We start from the raw sequence: 14827 nt of genomic DNA, 5'->3' as shown, positions 1-14827 counted from the left end.
GTGTTTAGGGCCGACCATGGTTCGCCAGCTTCCAGTTTTCTTGTGCGGATTGCTCATTGCAATCGTTGCCACGTTCGGTGGTGTTGCATTCGCATCGGGTGAAGGGCATGAGGATTTAACTCATGGCCACGCTTCAGCCGATATGAACAATTTGCTCGAGCTCAAGTCGGACAAGGCATTGTTTTCGGCAGTAGTGTTTTTGCTGCTGTTTGCTCTCCTCTACGGGTTGGCTTGGAAGCCCATTTCGCAGGGGTTAGCCAAGCGAGAGGCGGCGATTGCATCGCAGATCACCGAAGCAAAGCTAGCGGCAGAAACAGCTGCTACCAAGCTAAAGGAATACGAAGCGAAGCTTGCTGAAGCTGCCGTTCAAGCTCAGGAGATGGTCACCCAAGCTCGCAAGGATGCGGAACAAGTGGGTGAGCGGATCCGAACCGAGGCACAAGCGGAAGCGGCTCGTTCACGCGATCGTGCTTTGGCCGAGATCGAGTCCGCCAAACTAGCGGCTCTTTCCGATTTGACGACCAAGAGCACGGACATGGCCTTTGCCCTGGCCCGCCGCTTCGTCGGTCGAGAGCTCAAAGCGGAAGATCATCAAAAGCTGATTGCAGAAGCGATCACAAACCTTCCCAGCAAAAATTAGTTGCGTTCCATTCCTCCTCGTTCAACACATTCCCTCCAACGGTTTATTGGTTAACACATGTCAGAGCAAGTGAACCAGATTGCCACGGTCTTCGACAGCGAAGGGCAGCACGTTGGGGAGGTGTACGCCAAAGCGCTGCTTCAGTCGGCTGCTTCGGCGAACAAGGTGGATTTGGTGGTCGACCAGTTGGAATCGTTCGTGACGGACGTTCTCGACAAGAATCAGAAATTCGAAATGGTTCTTGCGAATCCTAAGACAGCGATCGAAGACAAGATCGGCATGATCGATCGCGTCTTCGGAAAGTCGATGGATGCGATCGTTTTAAACTTCGTGAAGGTGGTTTGTCGACGCAATCGACTGCAGCACTTGCGACCGATCGCATCTGCAGCGATTGCTTTGCGAGATGAATGGGCAGGACGATTACGAGTCCATGTCACCACGTCGGCTGAGATGAGCGAACCCTCTAAATCAGCTTTGCAAAACAAACTGAAGAGCACATTCAACAAGGACATCCGCCTCCTCACCAAAGTCGATCCATCGATTTTGGGAGGATTGGTTGTCCGAATCGGCGATACCGTTTACGACGGCAGCGTCGATGGCCAGTTAAAGGCACTGCGCCGCGAGGCGGGAGCCAAAGCAGAGGCAGCGGTTCGCGCCGCATCCGCCGAATTAGCGAGCTAGTACCGGTTTTCGTGCTGGTCACGAGTACCAATTAGTCACAGTTCGCCTGCCGGTGGACTATCGCCCCGTTCGATTTCGAACACATTTACAAATACACAATCGTTCCCACAGATGTACTCGCGTTCTTTCGGAACGCTAAAAGAGGTTTGACTCATGAAGTTCAACTCGGATGAAATTGCAGCCGTCATTCAAAAAGAAATTGAGACGTTCGGCAGCCAAGTCGATGTCCGAGAAGTAGGTACTGTGCTGGAGGTCGGCGACGGTATCGCTCGGGTATACGGTCTTTCGAACGTCATGTCCGGTGAGATGGTGGAATTCCCGAACGGCGCAATCGGTCTTGCGTTCAACCTGGAAGAGCAGAGCGTTGGGGTGATCATCCTCGGCGATTACCTCAACATCCATGAAGGGGATGAGGTCAAAGCTCTTGGAACCCTCCTTTCGGTTCCTGCCGGTGACGCAGTCATCGGACGGGTGCTCGATCCGTTGGGCAACCCACTGGATGGAAAAGGCCCAGTGAATGCAACGGTCACCCGCCCCGTGGAAATCATTGCGACCGGTGTTGCGGAGCGTCAACCCGTTCACGAGCCCATGCAAACCGGGATCAAAGCGATTGACGCGATGACCCCGATTGGACGAGGTCAACGGGAACTGATCATCGGTGACCGCAAAACGGGTAAGACCGCTGTCGCGATCGACGCGATCATCAACCAAAAAGGCAAGGGCGTAAAGTGCTTCTATGTCGCGATCGGCCAAAAGGACTCGTCGGTCGCTCTGGTCATCGACGCGTTGACCAAAGCCGGCGCGATGGACTACACGACGGTCATCGTATCCGGCGCATCGGCTCCCGCACCGTTGCAATATGTTGCACCTTACGCTGGAACGGCGATGGCTGAGCACTTCATGTTCAATGGCGGACATGCCTTGATCGTCTACGATGACTTGAGCAAGCAAGCGGTTGCCTATCGACAATTGAGTTTGTTGATGCGTCGTCCACCAGGACGGGAAGCGTTCCCCGGGGACGTTTTCTACTGCCACAGCCGCCTTTTGGAGCGTTCCGCAAAGCTTTCCAAGGAGCTGGGTGGAGGCTCGCTCACGAGTCTTCCGATCATCGAAACCCTGGAAGGGGAAGTGTCGGCTTACATCCCCACGAATGTGATCTCGATCACTGATGGACAGATTTACTTGCAACCGGACTTGTTCTTCGCGGGTATTCGTCCGGCGATGAACGTGGGGATCTCGGTTTCTCGCGTAGGTGGTAACGCGCAGATCAAGGCGATGAAAAAGGTTGCGGGTGGTTTGCGTCTTGACTTGGCCGCCTTCCGTGAATTGGAAGCTTTCGCTCAGTTGGGTACGGAGCTTGATCCAGCCACGCAGGCCAAGCTGGACCGTGGCTACCGGATGGTGGAGTTGCTGAAGCAGTCGCAATACCAACCGATGGACATTGCAGAGCAAATCATCAGTATTTACGCGGGTACTCGCGGTCACTTGGACGACATTCCTGTGACCAAGGTACGCGATTTCGAAGTTGGATTGCTCACCTACGTTCGCGATCGCAAGCCAGAGTTGTTGACCAAGATTCGCGATGTTGCGGATCTCACCACGGAAATCGAAGAGATGATCAAGTCGGCCATCGCTTCATTCAAAGCGTCGTTCAAGTAACCATAGCCGAAAGGTTGTTTAGCCATGGCGAATATTCGTCAGCTCGATAAACGACGCAAGTCGGTCAAAAACATTCGCAAGATCACGCGAACGATGGAGCTCATCGCAACGGCCCGCTTCAAAAAAGCGATGGACCGTGCAGCGGCAGCGACGGACTACACCAAGCGGATCACGCAGATCGTTCAAGATCTCGCGAAGAGTGGAACGGACGTAACCCATCCGCTCCTCAATCAGCGAGATGAGATCAAGTCGATCGACATGCTCGTGCTGACCGCGAACCGCGGTCTTTGCGGCGGCTACAACGGAAACGTTGTGAAGGCGGCTGTGGCGCGACGGGCCGAAATCAAAGCGATGGCCGAAAGCGGAGAGCTAAGCGTCAGTGGAAAGCGAGGGATCGCAGCGCTGAAGTTCGCTGGGGTGCCCATCGAAAAGATGTACACGGACTTCGAAGACCAGCCCGCGTTTGATGCAGTTGGTCGTATCGCGGATGAACTGATCGCGCGTTACATCACCGGCAAAGTCGATCGCGTCGATGTGGCTTACACCAAGTTCATCAGCAGTTCCAAACAGATTGCCGTGGTGGAAACCTTGCTCCCGTTCGGAGGTTTTGACTTGGCCGTGCAGCCTGCTGGCAAAGCGGCGACGGAGTCGAACCTTTCCGATCCCTCCAAGGGTTCCATTCGCGACGACTACGAATTCCTGCCGGATGCCGGTGCGATCTTGGAAGAGGTCGTTCCTGCCAGCTTCCGAGCACGATTGTTCAAGTGCTTTTTGGATGCGGCAGTCAGCGAGCAAATCGCTCGGATGGTCGCGATGAAGAGCGCGACCGAAAATGCAGGGGATCTGATCAAGTCCCTTTCCCGTACTTACAACCGCGCTCGCCAAAGCAAGATCACCGGCGAGATCATGGAAATCATCGGTGGGGTCGAGGCCCTCGGCTAGCGATAGTCGGCACCCGTTTTCAAGTTCAATGGGATTGCTCTTTAGAGAGCGACCCGCCAACAAAACCACAACTTTCGGATCGTACGAAGTCGAGATAATTCATGAGCGTTGCCACAGGAAAACAGTCAGGCCGAGTGAGCCAGGTCATCGGTTCTACCTTTGATGCGGAGTTCCCCGCGGACAGCCTTCCACCGATCTACAATGCCGTCAAAGTAGAAGGCGAAAAGAAGGGGATCAAAATCAATCTGACCGGCGAAGTCCAACAGCACTTGGGCGGCGGCAAGGTTCGCTGCGTCGCGTTGGGAAGCACCGACGGTCTGATGCGTGGCCAAGAATGCGTCGACCTCGGAAGGCCGGTTTCGGTCCCGGTCGGCAATGGCACCCTAGGACGAGTCTTCAACGTGCTCGGCGACCCAATCGATCAACGCGGTCCCGTTCCAGCCGATGAGTATTGGCCGATTCACCGACAAGCTCCGGCCGTTTCGGAACTCTCCACCAACACGGAAGTTTTCGAAACCGGGATCAAGGTTATCGACTTGCTCACGCCGTTCGTTCGGGGCGGTAAAGCAGGTTTGTTCGGAGGAGCAGGACTCGGTAAAACGGTTATTCTGCAAGAGCTCATCGCTCGTGTAGCCAGCACCCACGGTGGTTACTCGGTCTTCGCAGGGGTTGGAGAACGAACCCGCGAAGGAACCGACCTTTGGCTGGAAATGCAGGAAGCGGAAATCGGTAAGACCGGACGTAAGGTTATCGAACAAACTTGCATGGTGTTCGGTCAGATGAATGAGCCACCAGGGTCCCGACTTCGCGTCGCTCTCTCGGCCCTCACCATGGCAGAATACTTCCGGGATACAACCGGAAAGGACACCCTGTTGTTCGTCGATAACATTTTCCGATTCTCCCAAGCGGGTTCGGAAGTATCGGCGTTGCTCGGTCGTATGCCATCTGCTGTGGGTTACCAGCCAACTCTCGCGACCGAAATGGGTGCTTTGCAAGAGCGGATCACATCGACCAAGAAAGGGGCTATCACCTCGGTTCAAGCGGTCTATGTTCCTGCTGACGATCCAACCGACCCCGCTCCTGCTACCGCGTTCGGTCAGCTTGACGCGTTTATCTATCTCGAGCGATCGATTTCGGAAAAGGGAATCTATCCCGCGATCGATCCACTCGCTTCGAACTCCCGTATTTTGGACCCTGCCATTGTCGGGGAGCGTCACTACGCGATCGCGCGTCGCGTTCAGAAGACCCTTCAGCGATACCGTGAACTGCAGGACATCATCGCCATTCTCGGTGTCGATGAATTGAGCGAAGAGGACAAGACAGTCGTGAAGAGGGCTCGCCGCATCGAGCGATTCCTGTCCCAACCGTTCTTGGTCGCAGAAGTCTTCACGGGTAAACCAGGGGAAATCACCTCCCTCGCTGATACCATTCGCAGCTTCGAAGAGATTTGCGATGGGAAGTGGGATCATTTGCCCGAATCCGCCTTCATGTACGTCGGACCGATCGAGCAAGCGGAAGAGCAAGCCAAACGAATGGCTGCCGCTGCGAAGAAGTAAATTCCACTCCGTTTCCGTTCCTTTTGAAATCGTTGACCGACCATGGCCGAGACACAAGTTCGTTGCGTAGTGGTAACACCGGAAAAAACCGAGCTCGATACGACATGCGACGCACTCACGTTACCGCTCTATGATGGGGAGGCCGGGATCCTCCCCGGTCGCGCCCCTATGGTGGGTCGTCTGGGATTCGGCCTGCTCAAGCTGCGAAACGGGTCGACGTCCACGGAATGGTTCGTCGACGGTGGGTTTGTCCAAGTGACCCGCGAAGCGGTTTATGTGCTCACCGACAGACTGCTCAAACGTGAACAGATCGACAAAAAGCAAGCGGAAGAGGATTTGGCCAAAGCGACGGCGATGAAAGCGACATCGCCGGAAGCCATTTCCCTGCGAGAGCGAACCATCGCTCAAACCCGCGCGAAGTCCCGTCTCGCAAAGTAAGTTTGAACTAGAACGAAGTCCGGTCCGACAGCGTCCCCGGTAAAGAGTCCGTGGATTTGAGTCAACGCAGGTCCATCACGGCCGATCGAGTTCGTCCTCTGCATAGCGTTGCTCTGGTATTTCTTCATGCTTAGTTTCGCGGTGCTCGCAATCGTAATCGTGCTCACCGTCTGGTTGATCTTAAAATCGATTGCACAGCAAGCAGCCATCGATCGCGAGCCGATGGAGTGAAGTCGATCAGGGGCAAACAAGCAATTGGCGTTTGCTGCCTTGAGCAAGAGCAAGAGGAAGTATGGGAGTGCCGGGACTCACCGAGTTACCGACGCATGATAGCATCGGATTTTCACTTTTCGGTGCAGTCTTTCGGATTGAGTATCTGCTGAATGGCATCCCAACGGTCCGCCAACTCCGCTTCGTATCCTCGGCGCACCGGTTTGTAGAACTCTCGATCTACCCCAAGGTACTCCTGCGCTGCCACGCCCTGCGGGGAATCGTGAGTATAGTGGTATCCGACGGCATTCCCCAACTTCTCGGCACCTCCATAGTGACCGTCTCGCAAGTGCCTAGGCACCGGAATGAGCGAACCTTCGCGAACCTCTTTGCGGGCAGCGCCGATGGCAGCCGTCGCCGAATTGCTCTTCGGTGCAGCCGCTAGATAAATCACGAGTTGAGAAAGAGTCAGTTGGCATTCGGGAAGCCCGATAAACTCGCAAGCTTGCATGGCTGCGACCGCGAGACAAAGAGCTTGGGGATCCGCGTTACCCACATCTTCGCTGGCTAGAATGACAAGGCGCCTGGTGAGGAAGCGAACTTCCTCCCCGGATTCTAGGCTACGTGCGAGCCAGTAGAGTGCGGCATTGATGTCGCTCCCTCGAATGCTCTTGATTAACGCGCTAGCTTGGTCATAGTGTTGGTCCCCGGTGGGGTCGAACTGCAGAATCTTTTTCTGCATGCTCTCGCGCATCGCGTCTTGATCGACCCGGATGGGGTCCTGTGTCGAGGAGAGGACGGCCAGCTCTAGCGCACCGAGCGCGCGTCGGGCATCCCCTTCCGAGATACGAGCGCAGTATTCCAACGCATCGTCGTCGACATGGGGTCGGTACATTCCCAATCCACGAGCGGTATCTTCGATCGCGCGTCGGAGAAGTTGAATCAAGTCTTGATCGTTCAGCGGGTGCAATTCGAATACTTGCGACCGACTGAGCAACGCGCCATTGACGGCAAAGAACGGGTTGCTGGTGGTCGCTCCCACCAGGGTCACGATGCCTTGCTCGACATCGGGGAGCAACGCGTCTTGTTGGGTGCGATTGAAACGATGGATTTCATCGATGAAAAGAATCGGTCGCTTTCCAGTCGCGGAGACTTCATCGCGTGCCCATTCCAGCGACTCTCTCAGCTCTTTAATACCGCTCGTGACCGCGTTCAACTGCCGAAAGGCTCCTTGCGTTTCATTGGCGAGCAAGTGAGCGAGAGTTGTCTTCCCAGTGCCAGGGGGTCCATAGAGGAGGATCGACTGAAGTCGATCCGCTTGAATCAATCGTCGTAAAAGCTTACCGGGCGCGAGCAGATGAGACTGCCCGACGAACTCGTTCAGCGTGCGAGGCCGCATGCGCGCAGCCAGAGGCTGCGATCGCTCTCGATTCTTTTTTTCCGATGCTTCAAATAGATCCATCCCATCATCTTACACCATTCTTCGCAATGGATTAATTCAGCAGATCCGACCGCCTCCTAACTGCGGATCGGTCGATTGGAAATGCGGCCGCTTCAGGAACTCAGATGTTTTTCGGTTCCAAACCTTTGCTCGAGAATGCAATTTGAAAAATGCGTGGATCCCGCAGGCCCAACGCGATCCATGCGATGATCCCGATGAGGACCGGCATCAGGAAATTCTCATGGATACGAACGTGAGCGGCTGTGGCTCCTCCCAGGTAGGCCGACATAAGAATGGCTGAAACGAAGGCGAGTCGCGGTACGAGAAACATCAGTGCGATCGCTACTTCGGCGATTCCTACATAGACCATCACTCCTGTGTCCCACCCGAGGTTAGCGAACATTTCATCCTTGTTAGGAAAGTCAAAGAACTTGCCATAAGCGCTCAGCACGCTCAGGAGCAATGCGACCACAACGCTCAGAACCCAACCTACGATCACCGACTTCTTCGACTTCATGTTGTCCCACCAAATGCTTTCTGTAACGTTTCGATATCCAATTTTTTCATCTGCCAGACGGCTTGAAACATGCGTTGTACCGCTTCCGCATCATCGCTCGCCATCCAACGTGGAAGTTCTGCTGGCCAGATTTGCCAAAACATTCCAAACTTATCTTTGAGCCACCCACACGCCAACTCCGCCCCACCATCTGCGGTCAGATTTTCCCATATCCGGTCCAATTCCTGTTGCGAGTCGCACTCGACTGCAATGGAGAAGGCTTCCGTGAATTTCCAATCTTGGCCTGCGTTCAAGGCGATGAATTTCATCCCTCTCAGCTCCAGCTCGACGGTGAGGATCGCATCGGCATGCGGGTTCTTCACCTTGCGGAGAATCTTGGAATCGGGAATGACCGAGACATAGAATTCGGCAGCCTGCTCGGCTTCGTTTTTGAACGTGAGAAAAGGAGTGATGCGTTGGGATTGACTCATGATGGGGCCTTGTGGGGTGGAAATGAAAAGACTTGGTTTAGCTCATCGAATGCAGACCGATTCGATTCCCTTCGGTATCCAGTGCGAGAGCGATGAAGCCGTAGGGACCGATTGGGGTCTTGCCCTGAAGAAGCTTACCGCCAGCCAGCTCGACACGCGATGCTTCCGTGCCACAGTCTTTGCACCCAAAATAAACGAGCGTCCCGGTGGCTCCAGGGGAACATCCCTTCATCTTCGCCAATGCTCCGGATGCACCGTCACCGTTCATGTTCATCGGGAACGCGAACATCTCCATGGCCGCATCGGGCGACTCCAATCGGCTTAACTCGACTTGGAGAACATTCTCATAAAACTTTTTGGCACGCTGCATATCCTCTACGTAGACCTCGAACCAAACGACAGGATTGCGCGGCTTCGGTTGGTTGCGTGCCGAGATCAAAGCATTGGTCGCCTCGTCCGACGGTCGGATTTCGAATGGACCGATGCGAACCCCCGGATGCCGGGACATGAGTTCGACGGCATGTTCCATACTGTCGGCCTCCAGAATCAAGATCCCCCCGATCTGTTCCTTTGTCTCCGCGTAAGGTCCATCGGTCGCTTGAACAGCTCCATCTACGTACCTCAGCGTGATGGCTTTCGATGACTCCTGCAGCGCTTCGCCCCCTGCGAAGTGACCTCCGGCACGAAGTAAATCATCGTATGCAAAACACTCGTCCATCGAGCGTTGAAGTGCCTCGGCCGACATGGTCTGGAATTGGGACATATCGGCATAACCTAGACAGATAAACTTCATGATGCTTCATTTCCATCGAGAAACTAGGGTCGGCGAACAGTTCGCGATTCGAGGAATCGGTTCGTTCGTGGTACTCCAAGCAGTCGGACGCGAGGACTCGAAATCGACAATCGGCGTCAACGATTTGACACTTTTTCTGGCGGCGAAACAGCTTGGGAAGGGAATTGGGTTGGGGTTTGAAGCTCAACCGCTATTTGGGCTTGGTCCAGCACGATCAGACTCAAACGCTCGACGACTTTCCAAATCTCAATGCAACGTTCGAGTTCTTTATCCAATTGCTGCAGTTGTCGACGTCGTTGACGGGGAGAGAAAGGCCCCATCGACTGCCCACCGTCAAGCATCGATTGCATGCGTCCCAACTCTGACTCCGCCGAACGGCGCCCGAGATCCATCTGATCCAGCACGCGACTTGCCTGGCCAGCATGGAGCCAATAGGTCAGTGCATGACGATGTTCGCGCACCCCTGTTTTGATACGAAGTTCCCACCTTCGTGCAGGACGAGACTCAAGCTCGACGATCAACTCAGGAGCCTCCTCTTCCAATGCCACAACCCATTGTTGCGTGCTCTCACCTAGGAGCATGCTGGCGTCGGAGGGAGTGATCGATAAGCCTTGATGCGAGTTATCGATCATCGAAAGGGTGGCGAGACACGTTGCACGCGCAGCAGCAATCGAACTACCTGTCCCGATTCGATGGCGTGCTAGCCCTCCCGATACAGGGAAGACGCGACGAATTCCCTCGGCAACGGATTCGATTTCTAGCAATTCCGAATCCGAGACGTCATCATGCTTCGCCTCCCCATGGAATCCCAAAACCTGATTCGCGGCCAACGGCGTTTGTGTATCCGACACCTCATCCGAGATATGCGATGGCTGCGAAAAAAGAGCTAGATCGATAAATGGAAGGATGGGCTCCTGTTCGACACCCAAGCTCGATCCTCCCATCGTGTTTGCCATTTTCCAGTCTTCATGGATATCGGAATCGAGCAACGCAAGATCCGGATCCGTGACCAACTCGGGAATCTCTCCGAGCTCTTGAGGAATCTCCCGAGATTCGAGCGACGGGAGTGGTTGTGGGAGAAGCGTGGATTCCTTTGACACCCCCTCTTTCTCTTTCTTCTCAGAGATGGTCGGGATGGAATGCATTTTCGTACACGTCGCCGGAACGCCCCTCCGCAGCATCCATCCGATGACGACGACAAGAACAAGGAGCCCAGCGGCTGGAAGCCCTCGATGAACGGCTCGATAACCGGCACGTTTCGAGTTTTTTTGAAGGGGATTGGCAACTCGAGTGGTGCGGTGGACCGCAATCAGAGAGGGGCTCGTGCGCGTTTCATCGATCCGATAAAGAATGCCCACGGATGACGCCAGGATCCAAATGGATTGCGTCTGCAGCCCCAAAATGCCGCATTGCCTTTTCCAATCCGCTAGCACCGGTTCGGGAGGCGTTCCCCAATGTTTGATCAAGTAAGGGAGAGGGCGTAGGGATCGAGCGTGAATTGCGATCCATCGAGGCTCTCTATCACGGACGACTTTTCCTCCCGGGGACCTGGGACTTCCCCACCAAATCTCAAGTTCCCTCGCATCTTCGGCTTTCGTGGATGCGGCGGAACGCGTTCGGAGCAATGGCTCGACGGATGGGGACGGGGCCCACTCGATGTCGCTAGACGCGTCTCGCTCTGCCACGCCAGATTGCTCCCAATCGCGGATCCTGCCCAGGAGGTACCACTCGTTGAGGAGAACTCCTCGCCAAGGTCCTTCTTCATAGACTTCACCATCGCTGGGACACCCCGCGTGCCAATCGGTCGGAGCGATAGGGAATGCGGAGGAGGGAGACGAACGAGGGACCTGGACGTGCGCGGAGAGGGACCCCAAGAGCGTTTGCGGTATCATGGCGTGATAATGCGTTAAGTTTTTGTGGCGCAAGGGCCTACGGGATCGTTGGCCGCATTGACGTGTTTTAACGTTAAACGTAGACTTTCGGCCGAAAATATCTGGGAATTTCCCTAACTTCGATTTTGGCAAACTAAGTGGAGTAGTGCACTCGGCCATGGCTAACAAGTTGATCTATTTCTTTGGCAAATCTAAGACCGATGGCGACGGAGGGATGAAAGCTCTCCTCGGGGGTAAAGGTGCGAACCTTGCTCAGATGACCAAAATCGGACTTCCCGTCCCTTCTGGTTTCACAATCACGACAGAAGTCTGCGTTCATTACTACAAGAATGGCCGCAAAGCTCCACCGGAACTCTCCACCGATTTGGAGAAGGCCGTAAAGTGGATGGAGAAAGAGACCGGAAAGAAGTTCGGTGATCCGAAGAACCCACTTTTGGTTTCGGTCCGATCGGGTGCACGAGATTCGATGCCCGGGATGATGGATACGATTCTCAACCTCGGTCTCAACGATGCGACCTGCGAAGGCCTAGCCGCAGCCACCAACAATCCCCGTTTCGCTTGGGACTCCTATCGCCGATTCTTGCAAATGTACGGCGACGTCGTCATGGGCGTTCAAAAGCGCAGCGAGAACGAGCATGAGCCTTTCGAAGAGGTCATGGATGGTCTCAAGGCGGAAGCGAAGGTCAAAGAAGACACGGAACTCACCGCAGATCATCTGCAAGAGCTCGTGAAGCGATACAAGAAACTGATCAAGGATCGCACTGGCAAGGCGTTCCCGAACGATCCGATGAAGCAACTCGAAGGAGCGATCTTCGCCGTCTTCGGATCTTGGATGAACGAGCGAGCGATCCTCTATCGTCAAAAGTACCGCATTCCAGACGAGTGGGGTACGGCTGTCAACGTCCAGAGCATGGTCTTCGGCAACATGGGTGATGACTGCGCGACCGGCGTGGCGTTCACCCGCGACCCTGCCAACGGCGACAACGTGTTCTACGGCGAATACTTGGTCAATGCACAAGGAGAAGACGTTGTGGCGGGTGTTCGCACCCCTCTCAAGATCTCCGAGATGGCCAAGGACAAGACGATCGGCGCCGCCCACAAGGAACTGGTCGAAGTTCGCAAGACGCTCGAAAAGAACTTCGGCGACGTGCAAGACTTTGAGTTCACGATCGAGAAGAAGAAGCTGTACATGCTTCAAACTCGAAACGGGAAGCGAACCGCCTTGGCCTACGTGAAGATTGCTCACGACATGGTCAAGGAAAAGTTGATGACCCCCGAGCATGCGATCAAATCGGGTGATCCCGAGGCGTTGAACCAACTCCTCCAACCGATCTTCGATGTCGTCGCTTACGAAAAGGCTCGCAAAGAAGGTCGCTTGATGGCCGTTGGTTTGCCAGCAGGTCCTGGGGCAGCTTCCGGCGCCGTGGTCTTCACCGCAGGCAAGGCAGAAGAGTTGGCTGCTAAGGGGCAGAATGTTGTTCTGGCTCGTATCGAAACCAGTCCTGAAGATCTCCGGGGGATGATCGCGTCCGATGGGATTCTCACCGCTCGCGGTGGTGTATCCAGCCACGCTGCTCTCGTTGCTCGCCAGATGGGCAAGGTTTGCGTTGCCGGTGCAGGCGATATCGAAATCGACTACCACAAGGGCACGCTCAAGTGCAAGGGAGTTACCCTGAAGGAAGGGGACTTCATCAGCATCAACGGCACCACCGGTGAAGTGTTCCACGGCAAGATCGCCACGGCCGACAGCGAACTCAAGCAGGTTCTCGTTGGCAAGACGATGAAGCCGAAGGACAGCAAGGTCTTCCAATACTACGACTTCATCATGAAGTTGGCAGATAAGTATCGTACCCTCGGTCTCCGCACCAACGCGGATCAACCTGATCAAGTCACGAATGCCGTGGCTTTCGGTGCCGAAGGAATCGGACTGTGCCGCACCGAGCACATGTTCTTTGAAGGGGACCGCATTATCGCTGTCCGTCAAATGATCCTGGCGAAGAACGAAGACGATCGAAAGAAGGCATTGGCAACACTGCTTCCTTACCAACAAAAGGACTTCGAAGGGATCTTCCGTGCACTCGACGGTCTCCCCGCTTGCATCCGATTGCTCGATCCACCCTTGCACGAGTTCTTGCCACAGCATGACAACAAGAAGGGTCAAGAAGAAGTCGCCAAGCAATTGGGCATTTCGGTCGCGGAAGTGAACCGATTGGTTTCGGAGCTTCATGAGTTCAACCCAATGCTCGGATTCCGAGGTTGCCGTTTGGGTATCCTCCGTCCCGAAATCACCGAGATGCAAGCTCGCGCGATCTTCCAAGCAGCGGTCGCTGTTCTCAAAGAAGGGACCAAGGTCAAGCCTGAAGTCATGGTTCCGCTCGTCGGATTCAAGAAGGAACTCGATCTCCAAGTGGAAATCGTCCACCGCGTCGCAAGCGAAGTTATGAAGGCGACCGGTAAGAAGTTCCAGTACACCGTTGGAACGATGATTGAAGTTCCTCGTGGTGCGTTGACCGCCGACGAAATCGCCGAGAGCGCCGAGTTCTTCTCGTTCGGCACCAACGACTTGACCCAAACTTGCTTGGGAATGAGCCGCGATGACTCGGGATCCTTCTTGCCCGCTTACCAAGGCTTGGAAATCATCAAGTCGAACCCATTCGCTTCGATCGATCGAACCGGTGTTGGCCAGCTCATGCAGATCGGGGTCGAGAAGGGTCGCAAGACTCGCAACGACCTCAAGATCGGTATCTGCGGCGAGCACGGCGGGGATCCATCCTCGGTCGAGTTCTGCCACATGATTGGCCTCAACTACGTTAGCTGCAGCCCATTCCGAGTGCCCATCGCTCGCTTGGCAGCGGCTCAAGCAGCCCTTCGCAATCCTCCGGCGCCAGCGTCGACCAAGGTTGTGAAAGACAGCAAGTCGGCTAAGGGTGCGACCAAAGCTCGTACTCGCGCTAAGTAGTCCGTCTGACTGACACGATCGAATAATCGGAAAAAGCCAAGCGTAAATTGCTTGGCTTTTTTCGTTGGCTCATGCTGCAGGAAAGGGAGGTTGCGCGCCAAGGCGCAACGCTCGCCAAGGGGCCTACCATCAACTCCCTCCCCACCCCACTCCTTCCTTTTGCGCCTTGGCGCCTTGGCGAGAAACTTGGATGCCTGAAGAAGTGGCGCGCCACGGCGCAAAGCTCGCCAAGGCAGGGAACGGCAGAGCATGAACCTCCGCACTCCCGTCAAACGGTTCTGTCGATAGTCCGTCCAGAGGTTCTGTCGATACGATGTTGGAAGTTAGCCAAGGGGCCTACCATCAACTCCCTCCCCACCCCACTCCTTCCCTTTGCGCCTTGGCGCCTTGGCGAGAAACTTGGATGCCTGAAGAAGTGGCGCGCCACGGCGCAAAGCTCGCCAAGGCAGGGAACGGCAGAGCATGAACCTCCGCACTCCCGTCAAACGGTTCTGTCGATAGTCCGTCCAGAGGTTCTGTCGATACGATGTTGGAAGTTAGCCAAGCGGCCTACCATCAATTCCCTCCCCACCCCACTCCTTCCTTTTGCGTCTTGGCGCCCTGGCGAGAAACTTGGATGCCTGAAGAAG

12 protein-coding genes are annotated in these 14827 nt (G+C 55.1%); 7 read left to right on the top strand and 5 right to left on the bottom strand.

Annotated elements, in window-relative coordinates; genetic code table 11:
• Nucleotides 1-16: 16 nt before the first annotated feature.
• The 6 genes from atpF to VN12_RS20500 all read left to right on the top strand — a co-directional run bounded on the left by atpF (nucleotide 17) and on the right by VN12_RS20500 (nucleotide 5916).
• Nucleotides 17-640: a F0F1 ATP synthase subunit B gene (atpF, locus tag VN12_RS20525; protein ID WP_146678553.1), complete on the top strand. Its 624-nt coding sequence runs from the start codon at nucleotides 17-19 to the stop codon at nucleotides 638-640.
• A 57-nt stretch (nucleotides 641-697) separates the two neighbouring features.
• Nucleotides 698-1321 (top strand): ATP synthase F1 subunit delta, encoded by a 624-nt coding sequence (gene atpH / locus VN12_RS20520; RefSeq protein ID WP_146678552.1) that lies wholly within the window; start codon nucleotides 698-700, stop codon nucleotides 1319-1321.
• A 153-nt stretch (nucleotides 1322-1474) separates the two neighbouring features.
• Nucleotides 1475-2980 carry a F0F1 ATP synthase subunit alpha gene (gene atpA / locus VN12_RS20515; protein WP_146678551.1) on the top strand — a complete coding sequence of 502 codons (1506 nt, stop codon included), beginning with the start codon at nucleotides 1475-1477 and terminating at the stop codon, nucleotides 2978-2980.
• A 24-nt stretch (nucleotides 2981-3004) separates the two neighbouring features.
• On the top strand, nucleotides 3005-3922 hold the full coding sequence (gene atpG / locus VN12_RS20510) for an ATP synthase F1 subunit gamma (protein WP_146678550.1): 918 nt from the start codon (nucleotides 3005-3007) through the stop codon (nucleotides 3920-3922).
• Nucleotides 3923-4023: 101 nt separating this feature from the next.
• Nucleotides 4024-5478, top strand: coding sequence for a F0F1 ATP synthase subunit beta (atpD, locus tag VN12_RS20505; RefSeq protein ID WP_146678549.1), 1455 nt, complete (start codon nucleotides 4024-4026; stop codon nucleotides 5476-5478).
• A 42-nt stretch (nucleotides 5479-5520) separates the two neighbouring features.
• Nucleotides 5521-5916 carry a FoF1 ATP synthase subunit delta/epsilon gene (locus tag VN12_RS20500; RefSeq protein ID WP_146678548.1) on the top strand — a complete coding sequence of 132 codons (396 nt, stop codon included), beginning with the start codon at nucleotides 5521-5523 and terminating at the stop codon, nucleotides 5914-5916.
• A 343-nt stretch (nucleotides 5917-6259) separates the two neighbouring features.
• Here VN12_RS20500 and VN12_RS20495 read toward each other — a convergent pair whose 3' ends face one another.
• The 5 genes from VN12_RS20495 to VN12_RS20475 form a co-directional block, all read right to left on the bottom strand.
• Nucleotides 6260-7588 carry a replication-associated recombination protein A gene (locus VN12_RS20495; RefSeq protein ID WP_146678547.1) on the bottom strand — a complete coding sequence of 443 codons (1329 nt, stop codon included), beginning with the start codon at nucleotides 7586-7588 and terminating at the stop codon, nucleotides 6260-6262.
• Between the two features lie 100 nt (nucleotides 7589-7688).
• Nucleotides 7689-8084, bottom strand: coding sequence for a DoxX family protein (locus VN12_RS20490; protein WP_146678546.1), 396 nt, complete (start codon nucleotides 8082-8084; stop codon nucleotides 7689-7691).
• Complete coding sequence (locus VN12_RS20485) at nucleotides 8081-8554, bottom strand: VOC family protein (protein WP_146678545.1); 474 nt, start codon at nucleotides 8552-8554, stop codon at nucleotides 8081-8083. Before VN12_RS20485 ends, VN12_RS20490 begins: the two co-directional genes overlap by 4 nt.
• Before the next feature lie 37 nt (nucleotides 8555-8591).
• Nucleotides 8592-9347 (bottom strand): YciI family protein, encoded by a 756-nt coding sequence (locus tag VN12_RS26500; RefSeq protein ID WP_146678544.1) that lies wholly within the window; start codon nucleotides 9345-9347, stop codon nucleotides 8592-8594.
• Nucleotides 9348-9463: 116 nt separating this feature from the next.
• A complete protein-coding gene (locus VN12_RS20475) occupies nucleotides 9464-11239 on the bottom strand; it encodes a hypothetical protein (RefSeq protein ID WP_146678543.1) in 1776 nt (591 codons plus the stop codon).
• Nucleotides 11240-11396: 157 nt separating this feature from the next.
• On the opposite strand from VN12_RS20475, the gene ppdK reads away from it, so the two are divergent.
• Entirely contained in the window at nucleotides 11397-14198 is a 2802-nt protein-coding gene (ppdK, locus tag VN12_RS20470) for a pyruvate, phosphate dikinase (RefSeq protein WP_146678542.1), read from the top strand.
• Nucleotides 14199-14827 lie beyond the last annotated feature (629 nt).

This window comes from Pirellula sp. SH-Sr6A, assembly GCF_001610875.1.
Taxonomy (GTDB): Bacteria; Planctomycetota; Planctomycetia; order Pirellulales; family Pirellulaceae; genus JBKCUI01.
The sequence above is the reverse complement of the archived record's forward strand: the minus strand, read 5'-3'. Positions and strand labels throughout refer to the sequence as shown.